Source organism: Rhodopseudomonas palustris (assembly GCF_013415845.1).
Lineage (GTDB): Bacteria > Pseudomonadota > Alphaproteobacteria > Rhizobiales > Xanthobacteraceae > Rhodopseudomonas > Rhodopseudomonas palustris_F.
The window spans coordinates 3,847,282-3,870,425 of sequence record NZ_CP058907.1; the positions used below are offsets into that span (position 1 = coordinate 3,847,282).

Consider the following 23,144-nt stretch of genomic DNA (forward strand, 5'->3'; position numbering starts at 1 on the left):
CCTATTGTAGGCTGAGCGCGACGAAGCGCAGCTCGCCGGAAGCGTTGGCGACCAGCAGCAGCACAGACTTCTTGCCGTCCTTCTTGAGCTGATCGACACGCTTCTTGATGTCGGCGGCGCTGCCGACCGACTCCTGCGCCACCTCGACGATGACGTCGCCGGCCGACAGCCGCTTCTCGGCCGCGTCGGAGCCGTCGTCGACACCGGTCACCAGCACGCCCTTGACGCTGTCCTTGATCTTGTAGCGGCCGCGCAAATCCTTCGACAGCGCGGCGAGATCGAGACCGAGCACCTTCTGGGTCACCGGCTTATCCGCCTCGGGCTGCGACTTCGCCGAAGCCGGTTGCGGCTTGGCATCGTCGTCGAGCCGGCCGAGCGTGACCTGCTTGGTTTCTTCCTTGCCCTTGCGGATCACCACGACATCGACGGTCTTGCCGACCGCGGTGTCGGCGACGATGCGCGACAGGTCCTTCGGCTCCTTGATGTCCTTGCCGTCGAACTTCACCACCACGTCGCCGGGCTCGATGCCGGCCGGCTTGGCCGGGCCCTTGTCGTCGACGCCGGCGACCAGTGCGCCGCGCGCCGGCTTGATGCTCAGGCTCTCGGCGATCTCGTCGGTGACCTGCTGGATGCGGACGCCGAGCCAGCCGCGGCGCAGTTCGCCGAACTGCCGGAGCTGATCGACCACCGGCACCACAGTCTTGGACGGCACCGCGAAGCCGATGCCGATCGAGCCGCCCGACGGCGAGATAATCAGCGTGTTCACGCCGATCACTTCACCGGCGAGGTTGAACAGCGGACCGCCGGAGTTGCCGCGATTGATCGCGGCGTCGGTCTGGATGTAGCTGTCATAGGGGCCGGAGTTGATGTCGCGGTTGCGCGCCGAGACGATGCCGGCGGTCACGGTGCCGCCGAGCGAGAACGGATTGCCGATCGCGATCACCCATTCGCCCAGCCGCAGCTTGTCGCTGTCGCCGAACTTCACCGCGGTCAGCGTCTTGCCCGCCGGCGGCTTGAACTTCAGCACCGCAAGATCGGTCTTCTTGTCGACGCCGACCAGCTCCGCCTTGATCTTGGTGCCGTCGTTGAGGATCACGTTGATCTCGTCGGAATCGGCGATGACGTGATTGTTGGTCACGACCACGCCGGCCGGATCAATGATGAAGCCGGAGCCGAGCGAATTGGTCTTCCGCGGACCGCCGCCCTTTTCGCCGCGGCGGTTCTTGAAGAAGTCCTCGAAGAACTCCTCGAACGGCGAGCCCGGCGGCAGTTGCGGCGCGGCGCCGCCCTTGCTCTCGCCCGAGCCCTTGGCGTCGACCGTCTGGGTGGTGGAGATGTTGACCACCGCATCGATCACCTTCTCGGCGACGTCGGCGATCCCTTCGGGGCCGCGGGCGGAGGCCGGCGCCGGGCCGGCGATCACAGCCGCGCCGAGGCACAGCGCGGCGAGCAGCGGCCTGATCCGCAAGGGCCTGATCCGGGAACTAAAGGCGATCGCAGCGGGCATGGTCGAATCATCTCCTGGCGTGCGCGAAAGAAAGCGCAGTCGCGTGAACACTGCGCCCGATCCTGGGACCGGCGCAAGCATCGGTGGTGAACGAAGCTACCCTATCCGCCGTACTGATTGCGGCGAAAACCAGCGTCAAACCCGATGTCGTGGTTGAAAACGTCGTGACAGCATTCCGACACCGTCGGGGGCCGCGGTGATGCGCGGCGCCGGGCTAGTGCCGCACCACCCAGATCAGGATCAGGCCGGCGACTGCGGAGCCGATACCGACCGCGCGCAGCACGTTGTCGGGGGTTTCGAGCGCACTCTTCATCGCCCGCCGCATCCAGTTCGGGCTGGCCGCGAAGATCAACCCTTCCAGAACGAACAGCAATCCCACGCCGATGAGGAGGTCGGCGAACGCGAAAGACCTCATGCGACAGCATCCTCCCGGCCGGCGCGCGGCCCTTGTTGTCTCAGCGCAGCTCCGCGCGCGCCGCTGTTGATCGGCATGTTCTAGAGCAATTCCGCTTCCGATTGAAATCCATCTGCAGTGCTACAGGGTTGTTTTGTCGTGCCTTCTTGCCGGAGCCTTAACCGGCCACTGCGCGCCAGAAGAAAGGCCGAAAGCAAAACGGGCCGCTTGTGAGCGGCCCGTTGCAGTGTCGTGATTCCGCCTCAGCGCGGTGCGGCTGGGGCCGCCGGAGCCGCCGCCGCGGCAGCGCCTGCCGGGGCCCGCCCTTCGGCACTGCCGAAGAACCGGAAGAAGTCCGAATCCGGCCGCAGCAGGAACCGGGTGTCATTGCTCTTCAGCGACTGCTCATAGGCGGTCATCGACCGATAGAACGCGAAGAACTCCGGGTCCTTCGAATAGGCGGTCGCGAACAGCCGGTTGCGCTCGGCGTCGCCCGAACCGCGGATCTGCTCGGCCTCGGAATTGGCCTCGGCGATGATCACGGTGGCTTCGCGGTCGGCCTTGGAGCGGATCTCCTGCGCCTTCTGGCCGCCCTGCGCGCGGAACTCGGCAGCCTCACGCTGACGCTCGGTCTGCATCCGCTGATACACCGCCTGGCTGTTCTGCTCAGGCAGATCGGCGCGGCGGATACGGACGTCGACCACCGAGATGCCGTAGCCTTCGGCTTCCTTGTCGAGCTGGGTGCGGATTCGCGCCATCAAGCCTTCGCGCTCGTCGCGCACCACCTGGATGAACGTGACCTCGCCGAGCACACGGCGCAGCGACGCGTTGAGCAGCGTGGTGAGCTGGACGTTGGCGGCCGGGATCGAGCCGACGCTCTGATAGAAGCGCAGCGCGTTCTTGATCCGGTAACGCGCGAACGCGTCGACCACCAGCCGCTTCTGGTCGGCGGCGATGACTTCCTGGGACGGGTTCTCAAGGTCGAGAATCCGCTTGTCGATGCTGATCACCGTATCGATGAACGGGGCCTTGAAGTGCAGACCCGGCTCGGTGACGACCCGCACCGGCTCACCGAGGCGGACCAGCAGAACCTGCTCGGTCTGGCTCACGGTGAACAGCGACGACCAGCCGACGATGATCGCGACCAACGCAACGATCAGCGCGACGGCTCCTGCTACTCCGGCCTTCATCGGTTGCCTCCGCCCACTGACTGGTTCTGCTGCACGGTTGCGGGGGGCGACGAGCGCCGGGTCAGTTCGTTCAGCGGCAAATACGGCACGATGCCTTGCCCGTTACCTGCGCCCGGGTCGTAAACCAGCTTGTCGGCGGAGCCGAGCACGCGTTCCATGGTTTCGAGATAGATGCGTTCGCGGGTCACCGCCGGCGCCTTCTTGTATTCCTCGAAGACGTCGAGGAAGCGCGCGCTCTGGCCCTTGGCCTCGGCGATCGCCTGCCCCTTGTAGCCTTCGGCGTTCTGGATGATCTGCGAGGCGCGGCCCTTGGCGTCGGGGATCACCCGGTTGGCGTAGGTCTGCGCTTCGTTCTGCAGCCGCTCGAGGTCGGCGCGTGCGGCCTGGACGTCGCGGAACGCGTCGATGACCTGCTGCGGCGGGTCGACCTTCTGCATCTGCACCTGCTGAATCAAGACACCCGCGCCGTAGCTGTCGAGCGTCTTCTGCATCAGTTCCTGCACGGCGTTCTCGATGGTGGTGCGGGCGCCGGTGAGGATCGGCTGGATGTCGGAGCGACCGATCACTTCGCGCATCGCACTCTCGGCCACCGCCTTCACGGTGCCCTGCGGGCTCTGGATGTTGAACAGGTAGTTGCCGACGCCGTCGGGCTTGATCCGCCACAGCACGGTGAAGTCGACGTCGACGATGTTTTCGTCGCCGGTCAGCATCAGGCTCTCTTCCGGCACGTCGTGCATGGTCGCGCCGCGGCGGGCCGGATCGTTGATCAGCGTCATGCCGATGCTGATCGTGTTGACGCGCAGCGCCTTCGGCAGCAGCACGGTCTCGATCGGATACGGCAGGTGATAGTTCAGACCCGGCTGCACGGTGCGGACGTGCTTGCCGAAGCGGAGCACCACGCCGAGTTCTTCCGACTGGACGCGGAAGAAGCCCGACAGGCCCCAGATCGCGAGCGCGCCGAGCAGCACGATGGCGATACCGAGCCCGCTGAAATGGCCGCCGGGAAGGATCTGCTGCAGCCGGTCCTGACCACGACGGAGCAGGTCTTCGAGATCAGGCGGCCGCGGTCCCGATGATTGTGGCCCCGAGCCCCACGGACCCTTGGGGCCCGAACCCCACGGGCCTCCGCCTTGATTCTTCCACGGCATTCAAACATCTCCTTCGCAGCCGAACGGCCGCAGTCTGCCCGGCTTTATAGGGGACCGTCCCCCTGGGCACAACGCGCGTCATTCCGCGTTGCGAGCTAAGCCTTGACGAAGGTTTGTCAATTGCAAACGGTGCCGCGCCCCCGCTCAGCAAGCCGCGTCGCGTCGATAGGTCACATAGGAGAAATCAGCGCTGTCATGCGGCCCGGCCGTGTGACGCTCACGTGCGACCTCCCGCCATAGTTCCGGATCGATCGGCGGAAACGAGGTATCACCGGCAGGCTGTGCGTGGACTTCGGTGAGTTCGATCCTGGCGGCGAGCGGCAGCCACTGCGCGTAGATCTCGGCCCCGCCGATCACCGCGATCTCGGTGGCAAATCGCCGCAGCGCATCGCCGCGCGCGACCTGTTCGGCCGCAGCGAACGACGGCGCCACCACCACGCCCGGCGCCGTGAACGCGGCATCGCGCGTGATCACGATATTGGTACGTCCGGGCAACGGCCGGCCGATCGACTGATAGGTCTTGCGGCCCATGATCACCGGCTTGTTCAGCGTGAGCTGTTTGAACCGCTGCAGATCCGACTTCAGCCGCCACGGGATGGCATTGCCCTGCCCAATCACACCATTGTCGGCCACGGCGACGACCAGGACGATCGCGACATCGGACATCTCGGCGGCGTTGCTAATCACACCGCCACCTCGGCCTTGATGTGAGGGTGCGGATCGTAGCCGGTCAGGGTGAAATCCTCGTAGCGGAAGCCGAAGATGTCCTTCACCGCCGGATTGATCGTCATCATCGGCAGCGTGCGCGGCGCACGGGTCAGTTGCAGCCGCGCCTGCTCCAGGTGATTGGAATACAGGTGCGCGTCGCCAAGGGTGTGGACGAACTCGCCGGGCTTTAGACCAGTGACTTGCGCCACCATCAGCGTCAGCAGCGCGTACGATGCGATGTTGAACGGCACGCCGAGAAACACGTCGGCCGAGCGCTGATACAGCTGACACGAAAGCTTGCCGTTCGCGACATAGAACTGGAACAGGCAGTGGCACGGCGGCAGCGCCATCTTCTCGACGTCGGCCGGATTCCACGCCGTCACCATCAGCCGCCGCGAGTCCGGATTACGTTTGATCATCTCGACCACGTTGGCGATCTGATCGATCGAGCCACCATCCGCGGTCGGCCACGAGCGCCACTGTGCGCCGTACACCGGGCCGAGATCGCCGTTGGCGTCCGCCCACTCGTCCCAGATCGTGACGCCGTGATCGTGCAGGTATTTGATGTTGGTGTCGCCCTGCAGGAACCAGAGCAGCTCGTGGACGATCGCCTTCAGCGGCAGCCGCTTGGTGGTCAGCATCGGAAAGCCGGCGGCGAGATCGAACCGCATCTGATGCCCGAATACCGACAGCGTGCCGGTGCCAGTGCGGTCGTGCTTTTCGGCCCCGTCGCTCAAGATGCGTTCGAGCAGGTCCTGATATTGGATCATCGGCGGTGTGGCTCGAAAATGCGGCGGGCGTGGCCTTTGGGCCTGCTGGCGCGTTGGCTTTCAGGAGAATCCGGACAGGCTGCGAAAATGGCCCGGTACGATGGCGACGGCAAGGCCGGGCCGGGACCATCCACACTCAGGTCCGTGATCGGCCTCAGCCTGCGGTTGCGGCTAGGGCGTTGTGCCCTTCACCACCTCTTCCCAGCGTGAGATCTCCTCCTGGACGAGCTGCGCCAGCACCACCGGAGCGCGCTGTTCCGGCCGCGGCACCAGGGCGCCGAGGTCAGTCAGCCGGGTCCGGACATCTGACTGATCGAGGGCGCGGGAGACGGCGGCATTGAGCTTGGCCACGATCGGTTCCGGAGTGCCGCGCGGTGCGAACAGCCCGGTCCAGGCGCCGACCTGGAACCCCGGCAGGCCGGCTTCGCGCGCGGTGGGCACGTCAGGAACGACGGGATCGCGCTCGGACGCGGCAATCACATAGGCTTTGACTTTGCCCTCGCGCAGCGCCGGCACCGCGTTGACGATCTGGTCGCACATGTAGTCGACCTGCCCCTCGACCAGCGCCTGCAGCGCCGGGCCGGTGCCACTGAAAGGCACTCCGGTCGGATCGATTTTGAGCAGACGGTTGAGCAGCAGGCACGACGCATACGAAACCGAGCCGAAACCGGCATGCGCGACGTTGAGGTTGTCGGTGTGCGATTTCACATAGGACGCGAATTCGCTCAGGTCCTTTGGTGGGAACTGCTTGCGGGCGAGCAGCAGTACCGGCATCTCGGTGAGCAGAGCGACCGGCGTGAAGTCCTTGTCGGGCCGATAGGCGAGCTTGGGGAACAGCGCGACCGCGGCGCCGTGCGTTCCGAGGTGTCCGACGATCAGGGTGTGGCCGTCCGGGGCCGCATGCGCCACCCGGGTCGCCGCCAGTGTACCTCCGGCGCCGAGCATGTTCTCGATTTCGATCGGCTGGCCGAGCGTCTTGGCCATCTCGGCGGTAATCAGGCGGGCGACGGTATCGGTTGGTCCGCCCTTGGCGAACGGAACGACAACAGTGACGGTACGAACGGGAAAATCGATCTGATCCAACCGGTCCGGCTCGGCAGCCGAGGCAGGCAACAACCATAGTGCCATCAGGGCGATCGCAGCGCGCCCCGCTGCGCTCACGCCGTCAAACAAATTCATTGTCCGTCTCCGCCGGAAAGACGTGGTGATAGCGAATTACTCGCTACCAGATCAACCGGCGAAAACGACGTTCCGGCGATGCGGGATTGTCGGCGCTGGAATTACCCCTCGGACTCGACGAACACTTCGTCACGCTTGCGCCGCAGCATCGGTAATACCGACAGGATCAGCAGGCCCGCAGCGACAACCAGCAGCGAGGCCGACAGCGGCCGGGTGATGAATACCGAGGCATCACCACGCGAAATCAGCAGTGCGCGCCGCAGATTGTCCTCCATCAGCGGCCCCAGCACCATGCCTAGCAATAGCGGCGCGGGCTCGAAATCGTGCTTCACCAGCCAGTAACCGATCAGCCCGAACGCGCCGGCCAGGACCACGTCCACCGGCGCGTTGTTCACCGAGTAGATCCCGATACAGCAGAACACCACGATCGACGGAAACATCAGACGGTACGGAACACGCAATAATCGTACCCAAATACCCACAAGCGGCAAATTGATCACCAGCAGCATCAGGTTGCCGATCCACATCGAGGCGATCATGCCCCAGACCAGTTCGGGCTGGTTCTTCATCACCTGCGGCCCCGGTACGATGTTGTGAATGGTCATCGCGCCGACCATCAGGGCCATCACGGCGTTCGGCGGGATCCCAAGCGTCAGCAGCGGGATGAACGAGGTCTGGGCGGCGGCGTTATTGGCGCTTTCCGGCGCCGCGACGCCTTCGATCGCGCCGCGGCCGAACCGTTTCGGGTCGCGCGCGATCTTCTTCTCCAGCGTGTAGGCCGCGAACGAGGCGATCACCGCCCCGCCGCCGGGCAGGATGCCGAGGAGGGAGCCGAGGATGGTGCCGCGGCCGATCGCCGGCGCCGCGTCGCGCAGATCCTTCCGGGTCGGCATCAAACCGGTGATCTTCTGCTGCACCAGCTCGCGGTCGGTCGCGGCGCCGAAGTCGAGGTTGCGGATGATCTCGGCGAAGCCGAACACGCCCATCGCCACCGTGGCGAAGCCGAGCCCGTCCGCCAGTTCCGGGACGTCGAAGGTCATGCGCGACACGCCGGTTTCGATGTCGGAGCCGACGGTCGACAGCAGCAGCCCGAGCACGATCATCGCCACCGCCTTCAGCACCGACCCGCGCGCCAGCACCACGGCGAACACCAGACCCAGCACCATCAGCGAGAAGTACTCGGCCGGACCGAACTCCAGCGCCAGCCGGGTCAAGGGCTCGCCGACCAGCGCGATCAGCACGGTGGCGAAGCAGCCGGCGGCGAACGAGCCGATCGCGGCGATCGCCAGCGCCGGGCCGGCGCGGCCCTGCTTGGCCATCTGAAAGCCGTCGAGCGTAGTCACCACCGAGGTCGCCTCGCCCGGAATGTTGACCAGGATCGAGGTGGTCGAACCGCCGTATTGGGCGCCGTAATAGATGCCGGCAAGCATAATCAGCGCGCCGACCGGCGGCAGGCCAAAGGTGATCGGCAGCAGCATCGCGACCGTAGCGATGGTACCGATCCCCGGCAGCACGCCGATCAGGGTGCCGACCAGCGCGCCGGTGAGGCACAGCAGCAGATTTGTCGGCGAAGCGGCGACCTGGAAGCCGAGCGCGAGATTGGAGAACAGATCCATCGCCGCGGCCTCACTGGGTCAGGAAGGCGGGCCACAGCGCGAACGGCAGCGCCAGCCCGTACACGAACAGCCCGCAGCAGGCCGCGGTGAGCACAAGGCCGACCACGAAGGTCTCGCCCCAGCGCGTCTCCGGCGTCCCGAGCGCCGAGATCAGGAAACTCGAAAACGTCGCGATGACGAGGCCGAGCGGCCGAATCGTCACCGCGAACGACAGGATCGCGAGGCCGACGAACAGCGGCCCGCGCCAATGGAATTTTGCCAGCCGCTCGCCGGAGGCGAAGATCCCGGTTGCGGCGATCACCGCGCCGAGCCCGAGCAATAGCAGCGCCAGCAGCCGCGGCACCGTGCCGGCGCCGAAGCGAAAGCCCTGCATGCCGCCGAGATCCCTGGCCGCCCACAATGCGAAGGCCGCGACCGCCATCAGCGCCAGCCCACCGACGAAATCCTGCGGTCCGCGGATCCAGCTCGGAAACACGGATCGCTCCCGCAGCCCGCTCGGCGCCTCGTCCATCGGTCCCTCCCCCGCTCGCTTTCCGCCCGCGTCGCGAACGTGCATTTGCTGTCTTTGGCCTATCGGCCTGGATCAGACAACGCCGGCAAAGCCCAGCACACCACCGGCAAGCAACAGCCACAGCGGATTGACCCGGGTCACCGCTGCCAGCACCGCGACCGTGGCGGTCAGCACCATCGCCGCGACGGACCGGTCTGAGCCCAGCGCCAAAATCAGGCCACTCGCCGCCATCAGCCCGATCGACAGCGGCACCAGGGCCGCCTGAATGATCGCCGGCCAAGGCGATTGGCCGGCGCGGCCCAGCAGCCGGCTCACCACATAGGCCAGCGTCGCGCTCGGCCCACACATGCCGACGGTCGCGACCAGTGCGCCGGCGAGTCCGGCGGCCTGATAGCCGATCAGCGTGACGATCAGCACGTTGGGCCCGGGCGAGAGCTGGGCGATCGCGAAGGCGTCGGCGAATTGCTGCTCGGTCAGCCAGTGATTGAGAGTGACGGCGACGCGGTGGATCTCCGGCAGCGCCGCGTTCGCCCCGCCGATCGCGAACAGCGACATCGTGCTGAAGGTCGCGGCGAGCCCGCCGAGCGAAGGCGCCCCGGTCATGCGGTGCGCCTCCGCAGCAGGTAGGTGGCGCCAATGCTGAGCGGCACCGCGACCGCCAGCACATACGGCATCGGCAGCCGCAGCACGCCGACCGCGACGAACACCGCCGCCAGCAGTCCGATCGCGACCGGATCACGCTTGCGCAGCAGCGGCATCAGCATCTTGAACACGACCGCGAACAGCAGCCCGATCGCCGCGTAGGATACCCCGGCGAGGATCCGTCGCAGCGTGTCGAGCTCGCCGTAATGGGCATAGAGCACCGCCAGCGTCGTCACGATCACCACCGGCGGACCGAGCAGCCCGGCAAACGCGGCAATCGCCCCGGGGATGCCGCGGAACCGCGATCCGAACACCACCGACAGGTTGACGATGTTCGGCCCCGGCAGGAAATGGCACAGCGCGAAGGTCTCGTTGAACTCCTCCGCCGTCATCCAGCGATGCTGCTCGACGATCGCCCGCCGCGCCCACACCAGCACGCCGCCGAATCCGGCCAGCGACATCTTGGCGAAGGCGACGAACAGCTCGCCGAGGCCGGGCGCTGCCGGCGCCGCAGCGCCTCCTGCCTCGCGATCGGGTGCGTCGATAAGAGCCATTTGCAAGCTTTAGACTGCCGCGCGGAGCGCAACCACCGGCTTTTCCGCCGTCCCCCTGTTCGCGCACCGCCAAGCTGCCCGGATGCTGGACCTCGCCTTGCGAAGATCCCGGCCACGCCCACAAGTGCTTGGACGGGAGGCCCTTTCGCCGGCGGACATTGCCCCCTATATTGGGGGCGTCGGGGCAACCCGACTATGGAAATAAATGGCCGCCGCAATAAACCATTCGGACCCGGGGGCGGTACCCGGCGCCTCCACCCAAGCCCGTTCTTCTCGTTTCGAAAAGGCGGGTTTCGGCGGGGGCGAAATAGGATCGACGAGGGCGTAAAGGGCTCGCTTTTTCCCGGTATTGTTCCGCCGTTATCGGGCTACTGCAATAGTTGCCAACGACAACTATGCTCCGGTTGCTCAGGCTGCGTAACGCAGTTTGAAAGACCACTTTAAAGCCCTAACGGGTTAAGCTCCGTTAGGCGGGGTTCGGAGGCACCTGGCAACAGAAGCCTCCACTCATTCTAATCATGCCTTGCTGGTTCGGGATTTTTGCAGGCTGGAGGGTGGCTTACTGCCCGTTTCTCCGGCGCGGCGCCGCACAATTCAGCCGCGATAGATGCTGACCATGGGCAGCGGCCGGGGTAGCATGATGTTCGGCGCGAGTCGGGCCCCACCCCTAGTGCCGCGACCAGCCTTCAGGCTTCCGAGCGACGGGACGACAGACGGGACGACGACATGGCCACCGACCACATCCGATACGACGTGCTCGCGCGCGATGCCTTGCGCGGCGTTCTGCGCCACGTCCTCACCGACGTCGCTCAACACGGCCTGCCCGGAGAGCATCATTTCTTCATCACCTTCCAGTCGAAGGGCGATGGCGTGAAGCTGTCGCCGCGGCTGCTGGCGCAGTACCCGGAAGAAATGACCGTGGTGCTGCAACATCAGTTCTGGGACCTCGTGGTCACCGAAGACCGTTTCGAAGTCGGGCTGTCGTTCGGCGGCATCCCCGAGCGGCTGGTAGTGCCGTTCGCCTCGATCAAGAGCTTCTTCGATCCCTCGGTGAAGTTCGGGCTACAATTCGAAGCCGCCGATGAGGTCGACGAGACCGGCGAGTCCGACGACGGCACCGAACTGGTGACCGCGGCCCCGGCGCCTGTGGCGCTGCCGACCTCCTCCGCGACCACCGACAGCAGCGCGCCGTCCGACGACGAGCCGCCGCGCTCCGGCGAAGGCGCCGAAGTGGTGCGGCTCGACCGCTTCCGCAAGAAGTAAGAACCTGCTGATTATCAGGTCTTCCGCGCGCTGGATCATTCCGGCGCGCGCGGCGTTGGCCGTCGACGCCGTCCCGCCCACCTTCGACACTCAGCCTCAGGAAGATGATCATGGCCCGCACGCCCCGCTCTCCCCGCCCCGCGCGTTCTGCCGCCACGCGAAGCGAGACCGATAGTTTCGGTCCGATCGATGTCGCCGCCGACCGTTACTGGGGCGCGCAGACCGAGCGTTCGCGGCAGAACTTCCGCATCGGCACCGAGCGGATGCCGATCGGCATCATCCGGGCGCTGGCAATCGTGAAGCTGGCCGCGGCCGAGACCAACAAGGAGCTCGGCCTGCTCGACAACCGCCGCGCCGGCGCCATCGTCCGCGCCGCCCGCGAAGTGATCGACGGTACCCATGACGATCACTTCCCGCTGGTCGTGTGGCAGACCGGCTCCGGTACCCAGACCAACATGAACCTCAACGAGGTAATTGCTAATCGCGCCAACGAACTGCTCGGCGGCGAGCGCGGATCGAAGAAGCCGGTACATCCCAACGATCACGTCAACATGAGCCAGTCGTCGAACGACTCGTTCCCGACCGCGATGCATATCGCCGCCGCGCAGGCGATTACGGCCGACCTGATCCCGGCGCTGACGCTGCTGCACGATGCGCTACGCAAGAAGGAAAAGGCGTTCGCCAAGATCGTCAAGATCGGCCGGACTCACACCCAGGACGCCACCCCGCTGACGCTCGGCCAGGAATTCTCCGGCTACGCGGCGCAGCTCGCCAGCGGCATCGCGCGGATCAAATCGGCCCTGAAGGAGCTGTATCCGCTGGCGCAGGGCGGCACCGCGGTCGGCACCGGACTGAACACGCATCCGAAATTCGCCAAGGCGTTCGCCAAGCGCGCCGCGGCGATTACCAAGCTGCCGTTCGTCACCGCGCCGAACAAATTCGAAGCGCTCGCCGCCAACGACGCCTACGTGTTCGTGCACGGCGCACTGAACGCCGCCGCCACCGCGCTGTTCAAGATCGCCAACGACATCCGCCTGCTCGGCTCCGGCCCGCGCTCCGGACTTGGCGAACTGATCCTGCCCGAGAACGAGCCCGGCTCGTCGATCATGCCCGGCAAGGTCAACCCGACCCAGTGCGAGGCGATGACCATGGTGTGCTGCCAGGTGTTCGGCAATCAGACCACCCTCACCGTCGCCGGCAGCCAGGGTCACTTCGAACTCAACGTCTACAAACCGGTGATGGCGCAGGCGATGCTGCAGTCGATCGGGCTGCTGGCGGATGCGGCACGTTCGTTCACGACCAACTGCGTCGATGGCATCCGCGCCGACGAGCAGCGGATCGGCGAACTGATGCAGCGCTCGCTGATGCTGGTGACCGCGTTGGCGCCGAGCATCGGCTACGACAACGCCGCCAAGATCGCCAAGGCGGCGCATCAGCGTGGTACGACCTTGAAGGAGGAAGCGGTGCGCTCGGAACTGATCAGCGCCGCCGAATTCGACCGGCTGGTGCGGCCGGACAAAATGACGCATCCGGGCTGACCTCGCGCGGCGCCCCCGGCGTCGTAAAAATGCCCTTTCGGAAATTGATGTAAATCATATCCCTTGCGCGCCCAGATTGGTCAACTTGCACTTGCGGCGTTGTGGTCCGACCGCCTTATTCGATTTACGGAATAAGTGTCGAACCGCATCAAGCAACGATATGGTTTTGTTCTTGATGGTGATCGAGCCTCTAATGGCTTCGTGCATTCGTGCCCGCCTGGCAGGCGACGCCCGTTGCCGATTTAATCGATGATGGGTGACGGTATGGCCGACGTGGTCAATTTGAAACGCTTCAAGAAGCGAGCCGAGCGGGAAGCAGCCGCGAAACTCGCAGATGCCAATCGCGCACGATTTGGCAGGACCAAATCGCAGCGAGGGCTCGACCAACATCATGTCAGCCGCGCCAATCAACTGCTCGATCAACACATAATCGGTGGCGAGGACGCGTCATGAAATCGCCGGTGGTGAAACGGTCGATCGTGGTCGCGGGCCACAAGACCAGTGTCAGCCTGGAAGAAGCGTTCTGGAACGGCATGAAGGAAATCTCCAGCGTGCGGGACATGACTTTGTCCGAGCTCGTCGGAGAGATCGACAGCAATCGTCAGCAGGGCAACCTGTCTTCGGCGATCCGGCTGTTCGTGCTCGACTACTTCCGCAGCCGCGCCTTGCAGGCGCAGCAGCAGGCAGTGGCTGATACAAAGACCGAAAGCTCGCTGACGGCGCACTGATCGTTCGATCGGTGCGCTGATCAGTCGGTCGCCCTCGCATTCGGGGGCGACAACACCAAGGGCGCACGTGGCCGTGACGGGCGCGTGTCTCCTGGTGCAGGTTTGATCTCCAAAGGCGGCGGCAGTGGCGCGAGCTTTTCGCGCAATGTCGAAGACGCGGCGGTCGATGCTTGTGGCTGAAGTGGCGTTTGCGGCTGAGGTTGCGACGGTCGTTGCGGCTGGACGCGAGGCTTCGGTGGTGTAGCGCGACGCGGATCGGCGTCCGGCAACGGCGGCGTAAACGGCTGCGTCGGACTGATCGCGGCATCCTGCCCGTTGGCGGGAGCATTTGGCTGCGGCGCAGCCTCGGGCGCGCTTTTGGGCACGGTCTGATGATTACCCGCTGGCACGCGAGTCGGCGTGGGCGCGGACTGCGGCATGGCTGGTGCGGCTGGCGGCGGCAGGCTTGAGGTCTGGGCCGGAGACCTGTCGGCATTGCTTGGCGCCTGAGTCGCGGCGGCCGGATCAGGGCCGACCGGCGGTTTGCCCCCCTGTTCCAGCATCTGCAGCTTGCGGGTCTCGCGATCGATCCGGCGGATCGACAGCCACGACGACAATCCTGACAGATCGACAGACCACTTCATCCGATCCGGCGGTCCGGCCGCGAACATCCGGATCTCCGGTAGCAACTCATGGGCCGGCTCGGTCGAAATCAGCGTCACGCGCACATCGGCCTGCCCCGCCGCCACATCGTAGCCACCCGACACCACCGCGCGGGCGTCCTTGGCCTGCAGCGTGGTCGGCGCCAGCTTCAGGCGGCCGTCGCTGATGCTGATCGGAAACTGCGCGCTGTCGACCTTCAGCGGCCCGGCCTTCAGCGCCGGCTCCACCAGTTTCGCTAGGTGGTCGGCATCGATCGGCTGTCCCTGATCGGCGGCGCGGATTGCGACCGCAAAAGCGCTCGGATCGAGCCCTGAGATCGCCGCCTGCGACAGCGTCACCGTGCCGCCACCGGACAGAGCACCGGCGAGCGCCGAGGCGCTGCGACCGCTGCTCGCCAGCGTGCCTTGCAGCGACAGCCTCCCCAGCGGCAGGGCAAGCGTGCCGTCGCGCAGCGCTGCGGCGTCGGCATCCTTCAAGGTGAGCTGCGCGTCGAGCGCCACCCCGGCCTCGACCAGTTTGGCGGTCAGCACCGCCTTGGCGTCGCCGCCGCCGAGCTTGCCACTGCTGTCGAGCGTCAGCGATCGCCCGTCGCTGCGCACCACCCCGCTCAGCGGCTGCAGTTCGCTGCCGCCCGGCAGTTCGGCGCGCACCGCCTGGAACGCGATCTTACCGCGCCAGCCGCGCAGCCAGCCCTGCCCGAGCGGCTCGTCGGCCGGACGGCCGGCGGCACCGAGTGCGAGTTGCAGCGCCGGTCCCAGCGGCAGCGTGTCGATCCCCGCTTCGCCGTCGAGTTCGGCGGTCTCGCCCCGGGTCAGCGCCAACCGGCCGCGCAGCCGCGAGCCGGCGATGCCGGCATCGATGTCTTTGAAGGTCCATTTGCTGCCCGCCACCGCCAGCTGGGTCGAGAACGACAGCGGCGCTTCGTTTGCGCCGGACGGCGGCAGATCGAACAGCGGCGCCAGATCGAGCTTGCGCGCACTCAGCGACAGCGACGCCTTCGGCTCGGCCGCGAACGGCTCGACCTCGCCGTTCGCCTCGGCGTCGAGCCGCGCCGCGGTCAGCTTGGCTTTGCCTTGCAGCTTGCCTCGCCACGTGCCGGAGCCGGACGCGTGCAGCACCGCCGCGCCGTCGCCCGCGGCGATGACGCGGTCGAGCCCGAGCAACGACAACAGCGCCTCGCCGCGCGGTGCCGACAACTCGCCTTCGAGCTGGAGCGCACGACGCGTCAGCACCTCGACATCGAGTTTGTGCAGATCGGCAGCAGGCGGGCTCGCCTTTGCGGTCAAGCGACCGCTTAGTTGCGGGCCGGCAAGGTCGAGCGTGCCGCTGGCTTCCACGTGATCGCGCGCCGCACCGGCCTTCTCCACCGCCAATGCCAGCTTGGCGCGTACCTCGCCGGGGTCGGTCGGCAGCGCCTTCAATCGTGCCGCGATGGCCGGCGCGATTGGATCGATCGCCGCGGCGATCGGACCGAGCGATGGCGCCCGCGTCGACAGCGCCAGCCTGCCGGTGGCGTTGTCGCGGTCGAGGGCGCCGTCGCCTTCCAACAGCAGCCCGCCCGCGGTGCCGAGCTTCAGCCGGTCGAGCGCGATCCGGTGCAGATCGTACGCCAGCCGCAGTGCAGCGGGCTGCCAGACCTGATCGCCGACGCTGAGCTTGCCGAGGTCGAGCGTGAGGCTGGCCTGCTCCGGCCAGCCGCCGTCAGATCCGGCGAGCGTGCGCGCCCATTGCAGCGCCGCGTCGAGATCGGCGCTGTCGCCCTTCAGCGCGGCGTCGATCTGCGTCCCCTGATCGTCACGCCGCGCCCGATAGGCGAAGCGACCGCGCAGCGTGTCGCCGCCGCTTTGCACCGTCAGCGGATCGAGCACCAGTGCGTCGGAGCCGGCGCGGACACCACCGGCGATCCGCAGCGCCTTGCTGAGACTGCCGGCGGTCGGCGCGCGGCCCTGCAGCCAAGCGGCGAGCAGATCCGGATCGGTCGCGGAAAGATCAAGCGTGCCGGTGATCGCTGCATCCGCGGCGCCAGCGCCGCCGCGCAGCGCCAAACGGGTGCCGCCGGGGGCACGCAGCTCCAGCCGCTCGAGCTGCCAAGCCTGTGAGTTGCCGCGCAGTTCGGCGACGAGATCAGTGACCGGCCGGTTGCCGATCGTGATCTGGTCGGCGTCGAGCGACACCCGCGCCAGCAACGACGGCAGCGGCAAAGACGCCGCCACATCGCGCAGCCGCGCCAGCCAGGGCAGCGGCGGCGCGGCATCGCCGGGCTTCGCCAGCAGCCGGTCGGCATCGAGCTGCCGCGCCGACAGCTTGGCGTCGAGACGCGGCGCGGCGCCGAACCGCGCTTCGCCGCTGCCGATCAGCTTCAGCGCGCGGTCGTCAGCGCCCCAGGAGACCTCGACCTGATCGAGCTTGGCGAGCGCCGGATCCGCCTCGACCTTGGCGGCGAGCCGCCACGGCGTCCGCGGCGTCTCGCCCGTCGCTGCCGCAAGCGCCGCAAGTGAGGCGGTGCCGTCGAACCGCGGCCGGCTTTGCTCGAACCTGACGAGGCCGTCGAGATCGGCCGCGATCCCGCCGGCGCCCTGGTTGATCCCGGCGCGCAGCCGGATCGCATCGCCATCCGCCGCGCGGCTGGTCGACAGCCGGAACGGATAGCGCTGGCCGCCGAGCAGGAAATTGCCGTCGCCGCGCAGCGCCGCGGCTTGCGCGCGCAGCTCTCCGGAGAACGCGATATCGCTGAGTTCGAGATTGCTGCGGCTGGCGGCATCGTGCAGCGCGATCCGGCCGGTGAGATTGAGCCGGTCGACGGTGAGCGCGGCGAGGTTCGACAGCCCAGCCGCCGGCCAGTCAAGCCGGCCCTGCGGATCGAGCCCGAGATCGAGCGACAGCCCGTTGATCGACAGTTCGTCGGCACGCAGTTCGCCGCGCATCAGCGAGCCGAGGCTGAATTCGACATCGAGCTTGGCGGCGGCGATCCGGCCGGCGTCGTTGGCGCCGCCGACGGTCACACGCTGCAGTCGCAGCGACGGCGTCGGCAGCAGCCGCGCATCGAGCGGACCGGCGACCCGAACCTGGGCGCCGAGCAGCCGCGTCGCCTCCGCTTCGAACGGAGTGCGAAACTGGTTCCAGTCGATCAGATACGGCCCGACCAGCGCGGCGAGCAGCGCCAGGATCAGCGCGATAGCCAGGCCGAGCAGCGTCGTCTGCACGCGGTCTCCCCTCGGGGGCGTTGTGACGCCCCTCGCTGGCGTCGTTCTTTCGTGATTTCAACGCCTAGCGACAGACTGTGGCGAACTCACAGCAACTTCAAGCGGCGGATTCACGACGCTCAAAGTTGCTGTGGTTCAAATCCCTTGCGGCAGGATCTTGCCGGGATTGAAGATGTTCTGCGGATCAAGCGCCTGCTTGATCGCGCGCATCGCCTGCAGCGCTTCGAGGCCGAGCTCGGCCTGCAGATATTTCTGCTTGCCCTGGCCGATGCCGTGCTCGCCGGTGCAGGTGCCGTCCATCGACTGCGCCCGCTCGACCAGCCGGTGCATGAACTCGTCGGCCCGCGCCAGCTCTTCGGCATCGTTGACGTCGCACAGCAGCGAGCAATGGAAGTTGCCATCGCCGACATGCCCGACGATCGGCGCCAGCAGGCCGAGCCGGTTGAGGTCGGCCTCGGTCTCGCCGACGCAATCGGCCAGCCGCGAGATCGGCACGCAGACATCCGTAGCGACGACGCCGACGCCATCGCCCTGACGCAGCGCCCGCACCGACCAGTAGGCGTCGTGCCGGGCCTGCCACAGCTTGTTGCGATCCTCCGGGCGCGTCGTCCAGGTAAAGTCGCCGCCGCCGCAATCCTTGGCGATGGCGCCGAAGTTCTTGGACTGCTCGCCGACCTCGACTTCGCTGCCGTGGAATTCGAGCAGCAGCAGCGGCGTCTCCGGCAAGGTCAGCTTGGAATAGGCGTTCACCGCCTTGACCTGGGATTCGCTCATCAGCTCGATCCGGGCCAGCGGAATGCCGGTCTGGATCGCCAGGATCACCGCCTGACAGGCGTCGCTGACCGACGGGAACGAGCAGGACGCCGCCGCAATCGTCTCCGGGATGCCGCGCAGCTTGATGGTCAGCTCGGAGATGATGCCGAGCGTGCCTTCCGAGCCGACGAACAGGTGAGTCAGGTCGTAGCCGGCGGCCGATTTCTTGGCGCGGGTGCCGGTGGTGATGATCTCGCCGTCGCCGCGTACCACCTTCAGCGCCAGGATGTTGTCGCGCATCGTGCCGTAGCGCACCGCATTGGTGCCGGAGGCGCGGGTCGCCGCCATGCCGCCGATCGAGGCGTCGGCGCCGGGATCGATCGGGAAGAACAGCCCCTGGTCGCGCAGGTTCTCGTTCAGCGCCTTGCGGGTGACGCCGGGCTGAATCACACAGTCGAGATCCTCGGCATGGACTTCGAGGATCTTGTTCATATCGCGCAGGTCGATGCAGATGCCGCCGGCCGGGGCGTTGACGTGGCCTTCGAGCGACGTGCCGGTGCCGAACGCGATCACTGGCACGTTGTGCTGCGCGCAGATCCGCACCGTGTCCTGAATGTCCGCCGTCTCCTGCGCCATCACCACCGCGTCCGGCGGCTGGTTCGGCAGCCAGGTCGTGGTGTGGCCGTGCTGCTCGCGCACGGCCAGCGAGGTGACGAGGCGGTTGCCGAACCGCGCCGCGAGCGCTTCAATGGCGCTTGCCACGGCCTGCGGCTCGGCGCGCTTCGGCGTGTTGGTGATGGTCAGGCCCACGACAAAAACTCCTTCGGAACGGGGCGACCGTGGCAAAGGATACCGGAGGGGTCAAGGGAGGTACGATTGACTTTGGAAGTAGATCGCAGCAGCGAAATCGGCACCGTGTCGGGGCCATTCTTGTCATCGGTGATGCAGATCGAGCCCGGCTGGATCGACTATAACGGCCACCTCAACATGGCCTATTACAATGTGCTGTTCGACCGCGCGATCGACCAGATCTGGAGCAAGCTCGGGATCGGTGTCGATTATCTGAACACGCGCGGCGGCTCGACCTTCACGGCCGAAGCCCACGTCCGCTACTTGCGTGAGATCCATCTCGGCGACCCGGTGCGGGTCGCGGTTTACATCGTCGAGGCGGACGAAAAGCGCATCCACACCTTCGAAGAACTGCGCCATGCCGAAGACGGCTGGCTGTCGGCGACTTCGGAAAACATGTCGATGCATGTCGACATGGCGAGCCGCAAAGTGGCGCCGTTTCCGGACGACATTCGCGCCAGCATTAGGCGGATGGCGGAAGCGCATCGCGCACTGCCGCAGCCCGAGGGCATCGGACGTCGTATCGCGATGCCCTCGAAGCGTCCGGTGACGGCGTCTTAAACCCGCGTTCGACCGCGGAAGATACTGATCACCGCCGAGACCAGGAACAGCACGATCGCGATGAAGAAGATGATCTTCGCGATTTCGATCGATGCACCGGCGATTCCGCCAAAACCGAGCAGACCCGCGATCAGCGCAACCACGAGAAACGTCACGACCCAACCCAACATCTGATGACCTCCGTTTCGCTTCCGGCATCCGCTGGCGGCTGCCTGTCGGTGAGGCGCCGCCGGTTTCGACCGCGCCGCTTGGCGAAACAATCCGAGGCTGGAACGAAAGTTCCGGCCGGTTTGGTTGTGCCAAGCCCGCATTTTCACGCGAGAAATTGGAACGGAATCACGTGGACGAGCCGCCGCGCCGGCCTGCGATGCACGCCCGAACCTGTCGAGAGCGGCGCGCTGCGCCTATATCGGCGGATAATCCTGCTCTAAAGGCTCCTCTTCGGGCCCCGCAGCGCGGCTGTGGGTGGTAAAACGATTCGCATGACCGATCCGACCAAGCGCCAGTCTCTCGACCTCTCCAGCTATCAGCCCGCCGCCGGCGGCATCGCCGCGCGTGCGCGCGCCGCGGCAGGCCCAGCCTATCTGTCCGGCCTCAACCCGGAGCAGCGCGAGGCGGTCGAGACGCTGGATGGCCCGGTGCTGGTGCTGGCCGGCGCCGGCACCGGCAAGACCCGCGTGCTGACCACGCGGATCGCCCACATCCTCTCCACCGGCCGCGCCCGGCCCGCCGAAATCCTGTCGGTGACCTTCACCAACAAGGCCGCGCGCGAGATGAAGCTGCGGCTCGGCCAGATGCTCGGCCAGGCGGTCGAAGGCATGCCGTGGCTCGGCACCTTCCATTCGATCGGCGGCCGGATCCTGCGCTATCACGCCGAGCTGGTGCAGCTCACGTCGAACTTCACCGTGCTCGACACCGACGACCAGATCCGGCTGCTGAAGCAACTGCTCGCCGCCGACAATATCGACGACAAACGCTGGCCGGCGCGGATGCTGGCCGGATTGATCGACGGCTGGAAGAACCGCGGTCTGACACCGTCGCAGGTGCCGGCCGGCGAAGCCGCGATGTTCGGCAACGGCCGCGGCGGCAAGCTCTACGCGCAGTATCAGGAGCGGCTGAAGATCCTCAACGCCGCTGACTTCGGCGATCTGCTCTTGGAAAACATCCGCCTGTTCCGCGAACACCCCGACGTGCTGCGGCAATACCAGAACCGCTTCAAGTTCATCCTGGTCGACGAGTACCAGGACACGAACGTGGCGCAGTATCTCTGGCTGCGGCTCTTGTCGCAGACGCCTTCCTCATCGTCATTGCCGGGCTCGACCCGGCAATCCATCTCTTCACAAGAAGATGGATCACCGGGTCTCGCCGCTTCGCGGCGGCCCGGTGATGACGTCGAGACGAGTGGCAACGTCGTTGCCTCCACCTCCGCCCCGCCCAAAAACATCTGCTGCGTCGGCGACGATGATCAGTCGATCTATGGCTGGCGCGGCGCGGAGGTCGACAACATCCTGCGTTTCGACCACGACTTCCCGGGCGCCAAGGTCATCCGCCTGGAGCGCAATTATCGCTCGACCGGTCACATCCTCGCCGCCGCCTCGCATCTGATCGCGCACAATGAAGGCCGGCTCGGCAAGACGCTGCGCACCGAAGATGTCGACGGCGAGATGGTCACCGTCACCGGCGCGTGGGATTCGGAAGAAGAGGCCCGCGCTATCGGCGAAGAGATCGAGCAGTTGCAGCGCCAGGGTCATGCGCTCAACGAGATCGCGATCCTGGTGCGCGCCTCGTTCCAGATGCGCGAGTTCGAAGACCGCTTCGTCACCCTCGGCCTGCCCTATCGCGTGATCGGCGGCCCGCGGTTCTACGAGCGCGCCGAAATCCGCGACGCGCTGGCCTATCTGCGCGTGATCAATTCGCCGGCCGACGACCTCGCCTTCGAACGCATCGTCAACGTGCCCAAGCGCGGCCTCGGCGACGCCACCGTGCAGATGCTGCACGACCACGCCCGCAAGCGCCGCATCCCGCTGTTCGACGCGGCCCGGATGGTGATCGACACCGATGAGCTGAAGCCGAAAGCGCGGAGCAGCCTGCGCGGCCTGATCGAGAATTTCGAACGCTGGCAGGTGCAGCGCGACGCGCTGGCGCATACCGAACTCGCCGAGATCGTGCTCGACGAGAGCGGCTACACCGAGATGTGGCAGAAGGATCGCTCGGCCGACGCCGCCGGCCGGCTGGAGAACCTGAAAGAACTCGTCCGCTCGATGGAGGAGTTCGAGAATCTGCAGGGCTTCTTGGAGCACATCTCGCTGGTGATGGACCGCGAGGGCGGTGCCGACGAAGACGCCGTCAGCGTGATGACGCTGCACTCCGCCAAGGGCCTGGAATTCGAGACCGTGTTCCTGCCCGGCTGGGAGGAAGGGCTGTTCCCGCATCAGCGCGCGCTCGACGAACAGGGCCGCGCCGGCCTGGAAGAAGAACGCCGCCTCGCCCATGTCGGCATCACCCGCGCCCGCAAGCGCGCGAAGTTGTACTTCGCCACCAACCGCCGCATCCACGGCACCTGGAACACAACGATCCCATCGCGCTTCCTCGACGAACTGCCAGCCGCCAATGTCGAGATCACCGAGTCGAAAGGCGGCTCCGGCTGGGGCGGCATGAGCGGCTACGGCCCGTCGCGGTTCGACAACGTCGAGTCGTTCGGCTCGAGCTACTCGACACCGGGCTGGCAGCGCGCCCAGGCGCAGCGCGGCCGCAGCGGTGGCGGCAGCAACGGCGGCCGCAGCGGCGGCTTCGGCGAAAGCAGCTCGTCCTACTCGTCCGGCAGCACCCGCCGCGCGCCTTTCACCATCGAAGGCGAACTGGTCGCCAAATCCACCGGCACCGAGTCGGCGTTCTCGCTGAAGGACCGCGTCTTCCACCAGAAGTTCGGCTACGGCCACGTCACCAAGATCGACGGCAACAAACTCACCATCGTGTTCGACAAGGCCGGCGAGAAGAAGGTGGTCGATAGCTTCGTGGAACGGGCCTGATGATGCACTACGTCGCCTTGATCCATCAGGATGCCGACGGCAGCTACAGCGTGTCGTTTCCCGACATTCCCGGTGTGGTCACCGCCGGCGAAACGATCGAAGAAGCCGAGGAGGAAGCTGCCGAGCTTCTCGCCTATGCGATCGAGGAGTCGGATGGTGCGATCGTGCTCAATCCGCCACGCACGCTCGACGAACTCAACAAAGATCCGGCCTTCGTCGCAGCGAGCAAAGACGTGATCGTGGCGCTGATCGAATTTGACGCGGACGCCGACGCAGCCGAATAGCGGCCGCATACAAACCATCTTTGAAGCTGCGGAGCGGAAGAATGCTCTCGCTGATTTCACCGAAGAGATTTAGAC

The 23,144-nt window shown here is 66.3% G+C and carries 21 protein-coding genes and 1 other RNA gene; 8 read left to right on the plus strand and 14 right to left on the minus strand.

Going from position 1 to position 23,144, the window contains the following annotated elements; translation table 11 throughout:
• Position 1 precedes the first annotated feature (1 nt).
• The 11 genes from HZF03_RS17585 to HZF03_RS17635 all read right to left on the minus strand — a co-directional run bounded on the left by HZF03_RS17585 (position 2) and on the right by HZF03_RS17635 (position 10,219).
• Positions 2–1,507 (minus strand): Do family serine endopeptidase, encoded by a 1,506-nt coding sequence (locus HZF03_RS17585; protein ID WP_011159028.1) that lies wholly within the window; start codon positions 1,505–1,507, stop codon positions 2–4.
• Positions 1,508–1,721: 214 nt separating this feature from the next.
• Positions 1,722–1,922: a DUF2065 domain-containing protein gene (locus HZF03_RS17590; protein ID WP_011159029.1), complete on the minus strand. Its 201-nt coding sequence runs from the start codon at positions 1,920–1,922 to the stop codon at positions 1,722–1,724.
• A gap of 242 nt (positions 1,923–2,164) precedes the next feature.
• Positions 2,165–3,091, minus strand: coding sequence for a protease modulator HflC (gene hflC, locus HZF03_RS17595; protein ID WP_104512536.1), 927 nt, complete (start codon positions 3,089–3,091; stop codon positions 2,165–2,167).
• Positions 3,088–4,239 carry an FtsH protease activity modulator HflK gene (gene hflK, locus HZF03_RS17600; RefSeq protein ID WP_012496930.1) on the minus strand — a complete coding sequence of 384 codons (1,152 nt, stop codon included), beginning with the start codon at positions 4,237–4,239 and terminating at the stop codon, positions 3,088–3,090. The genes hflC and hflK overlap by 4 nt, the downstream gene beginning before the upstream one ends.
• A gap of 144 nt (positions 4,240–4,383) precedes the next feature.
• Positions 4,384–4,905 (minus strand): dihydrofolate reductase, encoded by a 522-nt coding sequence (locus HZF03_RS17605; RefSeq protein WP_041810591.1) that lies wholly within the window; start codon positions 4,903–4,905, stop codon positions 4,384–4,386.
• Positions 4,906–4,922: 17 nt separating this feature from the next.
• Entirely contained in the window at positions 4,923–5,717 is a 795-nt protein-coding gene (locus tag HZF03_RS17610) for a thymidylate synthase (RefSeq protein ID WP_119017246.1), read from the minus strand.
• Between the two features lie 171 nt (positions 5,718–5,888).
• Complete coding sequence (locus HZF03_RS17615) at positions 5,889–6,896, minus strand: tripartite tricarboxylate transporter substrate-binding protein (protein WP_119017247.1); 1,008 nt, start codon at positions 6,894–6,896, stop codon at positions 5,889–5,891.
• Between the two features lie 101 nt (positions 6,897–6,997).
• Positions 6,998–8,512, minus strand: coding sequence for a tripartite tricarboxylate transporter permease (locus HZF03_RS17620; RefSeq protein ID WP_119017248.1), 1,515 nt, complete (start codon positions 8,510–8,512; stop codon positions 6,998–7,000).
• 10 nt (positions 8,513–8,522) lie between these two features.
• Positions 8,523–9,023, minus strand: a complete 501-nt coding sequence (locus HZF03_RS17625; protein WP_119017249.1) for a tripartite tricarboxylate transporter TctB family protein — start codon at positions 9,021–9,023, stop codon at positions 8,523–8,525.
• Between the two features lie 72 nt (positions 9,024–9,095).
• Positions 9,096–9,626, minus strand: a complete 531-nt coding sequence (locus tag HZF03_RS17630; RefSeq protein ID WP_119017250.1) for a chromate transporter — start codon at positions 9,624–9,626, stop codon at positions 9,096–9,098.
• On the minus strand, positions 9,623–10,219 hold the full coding sequence (locus HZF03_RS17635) for a chromate transporter (RefSeq protein ID WP_012496935.1): 597 nt from the start codon (positions 10,217–10,219) through the stop codon (positions 9,623–9,625). Before HZF03_RS17635 ends, HZF03_RS17630 begins: the two co-directional genes overlap by 4 nt.
• Positions 10,220–10,358: 139 nt before the next feature.
• On the opposite strand from HZF03_RS17635, the gene ssrA reads away from it, so the two are divergent.
• The 5 genes from ssrA (at position 10,359) to HZF03_RS17660 (ending at position 13,748) form a co-directional block, all read left to right on the plus strand.
• Positions 10,359–10,727: a transfer-messenger RNA gene (ssrA, locus tag HZF03_RS17640) on the plus strand.
• Between the two features lie 218 nt (positions 10,728–10,945).
• The gene (locus HZF03_RS17645) at positions 10,946–11,482 is read left to right on the plus strand and encodes an SspB family protein (RefSeq protein ID WP_104512543.1); all 537 of its coding nucleotides are present in this window, start codon (positions 10,946–10,948) and stop codon (positions 11,480–11,482) included.
• A 110-nt stretch (positions 11,483–11,592) separates the two neighbouring features.
• The gene (fumC, locus tag HZF03_RS17650; protein ID WP_119017291.1) at positions 11,593–13,020 is read left to right on the plus strand and encodes a class II fumarate hydratase; all 1,428 of its coding nucleotides are present in this window, start codon (positions 11,593–11,595) and stop codon (positions 13,018–13,020) included.
• Positions 13,021–13,284: 264 nt separating this feature from the next.
• Positions 13,285–13,473 carry a DUF4169 family protein gene (locus HZF03_RS17655; protein ID WP_012496938.1) on the plus strand — a complete coding sequence of 63 codons (189 nt, stop codon included), beginning with the start codon at positions 13,285–13,287 and terminating at the stop codon, positions 13,471–13,473.
• A complete protein-coding gene (locus HZF03_RS17660; RefSeq protein ID WP_011159041.1) occupies positions 13,470–13,748 on the plus strand; it encodes a ribbon-helix-helix domain-containing protein in 279 nt (92 codons plus the stop codon). The genes HZF03_RS17655 and HZF03_RS17660 overlap by 4 nt, the downstream gene beginning before the upstream one ends.
• A 20-nt stretch (positions 13,749–13,768) precedes the next feature.
• On the opposite strand, the gene HZF03_RS17665 is transcribed toward HZF03_RS17660, so the two are convergent.
• Together HZF03_RS17665 and HZF03_RS17670 are read right to left on the minus strand one after the other, a co-directional pair.
• On the minus strand, positions 13,769–17,593 hold the full coding sequence (locus tag HZF03_RS17665) for an AsmA family protein (RefSeq protein WP_119017251.1): 3,825 nt from the start codon (positions 17,591–17,593) through the stop codon (positions 13,769–13,771).
• Positions 17,594–17,728: 135 nt separating this feature from the next.
• The gene (locus HZF03_RS17670) at positions 17,729–19,156 is read right to left on the minus strand and encodes an FAD-binding oxidoreductase (RefSeq protein WP_119017252.1); all 1,428 of its coding nucleotides are present in this window, start codon (positions 19,154–19,156) and stop codon (positions 17,729–17,731) included.
• Positions 19,157–19,222: 66 nt separating this feature from the next.
• Here HZF03_RS17670 and HZF03_RS17675 point away from each other — a divergent pair, with 66 nt between their 5' ends.
• On the plus strand, positions 19,223–19,756 hold the full coding sequence (locus HZF03_RS17675; protein WP_119017253.1) for a thioesterase family protein: 534 nt from the start codon (positions 19,223–19,225) through the stop codon (positions 19,754–19,756).
• On the opposite strand, the gene HZF03_RS17680 is transcribed toward HZF03_RS17675, so the two are convergent.
• Positions 19,753–19,926, minus strand: coding sequence for a DUF1328 domain-containing protein (locus HZF03_RS17680; protein WP_011159045.1), 174 nt, complete (start codon positions 19,924–19,926; stop codon positions 19,753–19,755). The genes HZF03_RS17675 and HZF03_RS17680 overlap by 4 nt on opposite strands.
• A gap of 312 nt (positions 19,927–20,238) precedes the next feature.
• Here HZF03_RS17680 and HZF03_RS17685 point away from each other — a divergent pair, with 312 nt between their 5' ends.
• Both HZF03_RS17685 and HZF03_RS17690 read left to right on the plus strand, forming a co-directional pair.
• Positions 20,239–22,785, plus strand: a complete 2,547-nt coding sequence (locus HZF03_RS17685; RefSeq protein WP_119017254.1) for an ATP-dependent helicase — start codon at positions 20,239–20,241, stop codon at positions 22,783–22,785.
• Positions 22,785–23,069: a type II toxin-antitoxin system HicB family antitoxin gene (locus HZF03_RS17690; protein ID WP_119017255.1), complete on the plus strand. Its 285-nt coding sequence runs from the start codon at positions 22,785–22,787 to the stop codon at positions 23,067–23,069. Before HZF03_RS17685 ends, HZF03_RS17690 begins: the two co-directional genes overlap by 1 nt.
• The last annotated feature ends 75 nt before the right edge of the window (positions 23,070–23,144 follow it).